4 protein-coding genes are annotated in these 5,495 nt (G+C 76.4%); 2 read left to right on the top strand and 2 right to left on the bottom strand.

The genetic code is table 11. The annotated features are described in order from the left end of the window. Positions 1-130: 130 nt before the first annotated feature. Positions 131-1,297, bottom strand: a complete 1,167-nt coding sequence (gene fes / locus ACFU6K_RS30145) for an enterochelin esterase (RefSeq protein WP_380668323.1) — start codon at positions 1,295-1,297, stop codon at positions 131-133. Next, positions 1,261-3,453 (bottom strand): Fe(3+)-hydroxamate ABC transporter permease FhuB, encoded by a 2,193-nt coding sequence (fhuB, locus tag ACFU6K_RS30140; protein ID WP_380668321.1) that lies wholly within the window; start codon positions 3,451-3,453, stop codon positions 1,261-1,263. The genes fes and fhuB overlap by 37 nt, the downstream gene beginning before the upstream one ends. A gap of 107 nt (positions 3,454-3,560) precedes the next feature. Between fhuB and ACFU6K_RS30135 the strand changes: the two genes are divergently transcribed. Both ACFU6K_RS30135 and ACFU6K_RS30130 read left to right on the top strand, forming a co-directional pair. Continuing rightward, a complete protein-coding gene (locus tag ACFU6K_RS30135; protein ID WP_380668319.1) occupies positions 3,561-4,589 on the top strand; it encodes an ABC transporter substrate-binding protein in 1,029 nt (342 codons plus the stop codon). Between the two features lie 27 nt (positions 4,590-4,616). Continuing rightward, positions 4,617-5,399, top strand: coding sequence for an ABC transporter ATP-binding protein (locus ACFU6K_RS30130; RefSeq protein WP_049658517.1), 783 nt, complete (start codon positions 4,617-4,619; stop codon positions 5,397-5,399). The last annotated feature ends 96 nt before the right edge of the window (positions 5,400-5,495 follow it).

Below are 5,495 nucleotides of genomic sequence, written 5' to 3'. Positions count from 1 at the left end.
ACCTGATCGTGGACCCCCGGCAGAAGGCGGTGACGCCGTTCTCGGATCCCGACCGCGACCGCCGGCGGCGATCAGGGGTGAGGTCCCCGATCGCCGCCGCCGACCGATCGCGGGCCGGCCGGTCCGCGGGTCACCGGCCGCCCAGCAGGTGGGCGAGCCCGTCGGCCAGGCCGCCGCGCCAGCAGGCGTAGTCGTGGCCGCCGTTGAACTCGCGGTAGGCGAGGTCGTAGCCGCGGGCGGTGAGGACGTCGCGCAGGTGGCGGTTCTGGGCGAGCAGCATCCACTCCTGGAGTCCGACCTCGATCCAGAAGCGGGCCGGGCGCCGCTGTTCGGCGGCGAGGCGGCGGGTCAGCCACTCGCTGCCGACGTCGAACTCGGTCTCGTCGGGCCACCAGAAGGAGCCGGACTGGGAGAGCGCGTTGCCGAAGCGCTCCGGGCGGCGGTAGGCGGCGTAGGCGGCGGTGAGGCCGCCCGCGCTCTGGCCCGCGACCACGGTGTCGGCGGGGGCGGTGCTCGCGCCGAACTCCGTTGCGGCCCAGGGGAGGAGGCGGTCGGCGAGGAGGTCGACGAAGGCCGGGTTGCAGCTCAGGTCGTCCGGCCGCTGCGGGCCCATGGTGTGCACGAGCAGGGCGACGGTGGGCGGGATCGCGCCGTCCGCCGTCAGGTTGTCGAGGGTGTCGCCGACGGACAGCACCCCGCCCCACATCTCGCCGTCCAGCAGCACCGCGACCGGGTACGGTCCGCCGTCCGCGCGGTGCCCGGCCGGGAGGTGGACGTCCACCCGCCGGCCGGCCGCCGTGTGCGCGACGGTCCGCCCGCGCGGCACGCCGTCGCGCCGCGCCACGTACGGCTGCGCGGGCGCGGCGGGCAGGCTGAGCACCGAGGAGGGGTGCCGGCCGTCGCGGGCGGGCAGCCGGGGTTCGGTGTCGTACGGGTCGGGGCGGGCCCGGTCCAGGACGCGCAGCCAGTCGGCGCGGGTGGTGCCGGGGGCCTCGCCCCGGAAGGGGTACAGCTGGTAGGAGGCGCGGTGGTCCTCGCGCAGCCGGTAGGTGATCGACCAGGTTCCGTCGGCCTGACGCTCCATCAGGTGCGGTGTCAGGTCCCCGGCGTGGCGGTCCTTGTCGGTGACGGTGTGCAGCAGGGCGAGCACGCCGTCGCAGTCGGCCTCCCGGTGGGTGAAGGTGACCAGGCGGTAGGCGGGGTCGGCGGGGTCGATGGCGACGACGGGCGGGGCTTCCACGGTGGGTTCTCCAGGGGTGGTCACGCGGGGCTGCCCTTGCGGCTGAGCAGCACCCAGAGCAGGAACGGGCCGCCGAGGACGGTGGTGACGATGCCGACGGGGATCTCCACCCCGCCGAGCAGCACCCGTCCCAGGGTGTCCGCGAGGACGACGAGCAGGGCGCCGGTCAGGGCCGAGCCGAGCACCGGCACCCGTGCGGGCCCGGCCAGTCGCCCGGCGATCACCGGCGCGGCCAGTGCCACGAAGCCGACCGGCCCGCAGACGCCGACCGCCAGCCCGGCCAGGGCGACGGCCAGCAGCAGGCAGGCGAGCCGCACCCGGCCCGGGTCGACGCCGAGCGCGGAGGCGACGCTGTCGTCGAAGCGCAGCACCGCCAGTCGCCGGGCCACCACCAGGGCGAGCGGCACCAGCACGGCGAGCCCGACCAGGACGGGCGTGGCGATCGCGAGGTCCCGGCCGTTGAGGCTGCCGGAGGTCCAGACGTACAGCGAACCGGCGGAGTTGAGCGAGCGGCGGGCCAGCGCGACCTGGATCACCGCCGACGCCAGGGCGGACATCGCGAGGCCGACGACCAGCACCCGGTAGCCGCGCGCGCCGAGCCCGCCGGAGACGAGGGTGACCACCAGGACGGCGGCCAGCGCGCCGAGCGGTCCGGCCCACCAGGCGCCGAAGGTGCCGGAGGCGGTGGCCGAGATCAGCACGGCCGCGGTCGCGCCGTCGTTGACGCCGAGGAGTTCGGGGGTGGCCAGGCGGTTGCGGGCGAGGGTCTGGGTCAGGCAGCCGGCCAGGCCGAGCGCGGCCCCGGCGGCGAGTGCGGCGACGATCCGGCCGAGCCGGAACTTCTGCACCAGCAGCACGTCGAGGCGGTCGCCGTAGCCGAACACGGCCTGGAAGGTGCGGCCGAGGTCGAGTTCGCTCTGCCCGGCGTGGGCGGCGACCACGACGGCGGCGAGCAGGGCGGCGGCCAGGCCGAGCGAGGCGGCCAGCGCCCGGCGGGGGAGCAGCAGCGACCAGGCGCCGTAGCGCAGTGCCAGATCCGGCTTCGGGGCCGGTGGTTCGGCCCGCCGACCGGCCGGCGGGGTGGCCTCGGCCGGGTCGCTGAGGGCGAGCGCGGCGGAGCGCCGGGAGCGGACGATGGCGATCAGGGCGGGGGCGCCGACGAGGGCGACGATCACCGACACCGGTGCCTCGTACGGCCTGGCCACCACCCGGGCGAGGACGTCGGCGCCGGTCAGCACGGCCGCGCCGAACAGTCCGGCGAGCAGGGTCAGTCGGCCGATCCGCGGCCCGGCGAGGGCCCGGGCGAGGAAGCCGGCCAGCAGGCCGAGGAAGGACACCGGCCCGGCCAGGGCGACCGCGGAGGCGGTCAGCAGGGTGACCGCGACGGCGACCGCGGCCCGGGTGGCGCCGGGGCGGTGGCCGAGGCCGCGGGCCAGGTCGTCGCCGAGCGCCAGGGCGGTGAGCGGCCGGGTGGTGAGCGCGGCGAGCAGGAAGCCGGCGCCGAGGACGGGGGCGAGCCGGGCGAGTGTGCTCCAGCCCTCCACCCCGGCCAGCGAGCCGAGCACCCAGACCCGGTAACGGTCGTAGGCCTCGGGCGAGTTGACGATCAGCACGCCGGTGAGCCCGCCGAAGGTGGCGCCGACCGCGGAGCCGCCCAGCACCAGCCGCATCGGCGAGCCGCCGCCCCGGCTGCCCGCGATCAGCAGCACCAGCGCGCTGGCGAGCACGGCGCCGCCGAAGGCGAAGGCGAGGTAGCCGTAGGAGCTCTGCACGCCGAGCACGGCGATGCCGAGCACGACGCCCAGCGAGGCGCCGGCGTTGACGCCGAGCAGGCCGGTCTCGGCCAGCGGGTTGCGGGTGACGGACTGCAGCTGCGCCCCGGCGACGCCGAGCGCCGCGCCGACCAGCAGGGCGGTGAGGGTGCGCGGCAGTCGCAGGTCGCCGACGACCAGGGCCAGCCGGCTGTCGGCGCGGGCGCCGCCGTGGTTCAGCAGGTAGTCCAGCACCCGCCCGGGGCCGACCTCGCCGGCGCCGACCGACAGCGAGAGCGCGGCCAGGGCGAGCAGGAGCACCACCGCCGCCGTGACGGCCGGCCAGGTGGGGCGGGTGCCCTCCGGGCGGCCCCCGGGCCCCTCCGAGCGGCCCCCGGGCCGTCGGGGCTCCGGCGCGGTGGCGGGGGGCGCCTTGGTGACGCCGGCTTGCGACAATGTCATAAGGTAAGGCTAACCTAATGGTCGAGTCCGTCCCGCGGGGCCCCTCCGCCCCGCCGAACTGCCCGGACTCCGCTCAACTCCCGTACCACCGCTGCCCGGAGGCACCCATGCCGTTCGCCCGTCGCCCGCTCAGCCCCGTCCGCCGCCGTGCGGCCCAGGCGCTGGCCGTCACCGGGGCGGCCGCGCTCCTGCTCACCGGCTGCGGCTCCTCCGGCTCCTCCTCCTCGGGTTCGTCCGCGGCCGCCTCCCCGGCGGCCGACGCGGCGGGTGGCGGAAAGGGCGGCGACGCCGGCAAGCGCACCGTCAAGGACGCCACCGGCAAGGCCGTCGAGGTCCCCGCCGAGCCCAAGCGGATCGTCACCCTCACCCAGGAGGACCTGGACGCGGTGCTCGCCCTCGGCGTCAAGCCGGCCGGCATCACCAACGGCCAGGGGCTGGCCGAGCCGCCCGCGTACCTCAAGGACAAGGTGCAGGGCGTCCCGGTGGTCGGGAACCTGCTCCAGCCCGTGATGGACAAGGTGATCGCCGCCAAGCCCGACCTGATCCTGGCCGGTGACATGCAGGACGAGCAGGTGCTCAAGCAGCTGCGCGAGATCACCCCCGCCACGCTGGTCACCATGGCGCCCACCGACGACTGGAAGCTCGCCTTCCGGGGCATCGGCAACGCCGTCAACAAGCTCGACCAGGCCAACAAGGTGATCGGCGACTACGAGGCCAAGGCCGCCAAGGCGGGCGGCGAGCTCGGCAGGAACAAGGGCGCCGCCGTCTCCATCGTCCGCTGGAACCCCACCGGCCCGAGCTGGATGGAGAAGAAGCAGTTCGCCAGTGGCGTCGCCCTGGACATGGGGCTGACCCGCCCGGCCGCGCAGGACAAGGACGGCAACGCCCACAGCCCGGCGCTCAGCCTGGAGAAGCTCAACGAGATCGACGGCGACTGGCTGTTCCTCTCCACCCTGACCGACGACGGCAAGACCGCGCTCAAGGACGTCCAGTCCAAGCCCGCGTACCAGGAGCTGGGCGCGGTGAAGAACAACCACGCCGTCACCGTGGACGGCTCGGTCTGGTCCACCCGGGGCGGTCCGCTCGCCGCGGACGTCGTCATCGGCGACCTCGCCAAGGCGCTCGGCGGCAGCTGAGCGGGCGTCGGTCGAGGGGGAGCTGCCATGGAGTTGACGATCCAGGGACTCAGCGCCGGCTACGGGCCGGGGCGCCCGGTGCTCGGCGGCGTCGACCTCACCGTCCCGGCCGGCCGGGTGGTGGCGGTGGTCGGCCCGAACGGCTGCGGGAAGTCCACCCTGCTGCGGTCCGTCGCGCGGCTGCACCGGCCGGACGGCGGGCGGGTCCTGGTCGGTGGCGAGGACGTGTGGCGGCTGCGCCCGCGCCAGGCCGCCCACCGGGTCGCGCTGCTGCCGCAGAGCCCGCAGGCCCCGGAGGCGGTGACCGTCGCCGGGCTCGTCCGCTACGGCCGCCATCCGCACCAGGGGCTGTTCCGCCAGTGGTCGGCGGAGGACGAGCGGCTGACCGCCGAGGCCCTGCGCGCCACCGGGGTGGAGGAGTTGGCCGACCGCCGGCTCGACCGGCTCTCCGGCGGCCAGCGCCAGCGCTGCTGGCTGGCCATGGTGCTCGCCCAGGACACCCCGGTGGTGCTGCTCGACGAGCCGACCAGCGCGCTCGACCTCGGGCACGCGGTGGAGGTGCTGGAGCTGGTCCGCCGGGTCGCGGCGGGTGGGCGCACGGTGGTCATGGTGCTGCACGACCTCGCGGCGGCCGCCCGGTACGCGGACCTGCTGGTCGCGCTGCGGGACGGCGCGGTGGTGGCCTGCGGGCCGCCGCGCGAGGTGGTGGACGCTCCGCTGGTGCGGGCGCTGTACGACATCGACAGCCATGTGCTCGCGGCGCCGGGCGACGGCGCGCCGGTCATCGTGCCCCGGGCGCCGCTGGGCTGACGGGGCGGAGGGCCCGCCGGGGCTGTGCGGAGGAGCCGCCGGGGCTGTGCGGGGGACGGGGGGGGCGGAAGGACGGGCGGGGCGTCTGCGTGGGGG

The sequence above is a fragment of the Kitasatospora sp. NPDC057512 genome (genome assembly GCF_042802135.1).
Lineage (GTDB): Bacteria > Actinomycetota > Actinomycetes > Streptomycetales > Streptomycetaceae > Kitasatospora.
The sequence above is the reverse complement of the archived record's forward strand: the minus strand, read 5'-3'. Positions and strand labels throughout refer to the sequence as shown.

What these genes read in the sequence shown, in the direction of transcription:
- fhuB (WP_380668321.1), bottom strand. Translation starts at nt 3,453, where the DNA reads ATGACATTGTCGCAAGCCGGCGTCACCAAGGCGCCCCCCGCCACCGCG.
- ACFU6K_RS30135 (WP_380668319.1), top strand. Translation starts at nt 3,561, where the DNA reads ATGCCGTTCGCCCGTCGCCCGCTCAGCCCCGTCCGCCGCCGTGCGGCC.
- ACFU6K_RS30130 (WP_049658517.1), top strand. Translation starts at nt 4,617, where the DNA reads ATGGAGTTGACGATCCAGGGACTCAGCGCCGGCTACGGGCCGGGGCGC.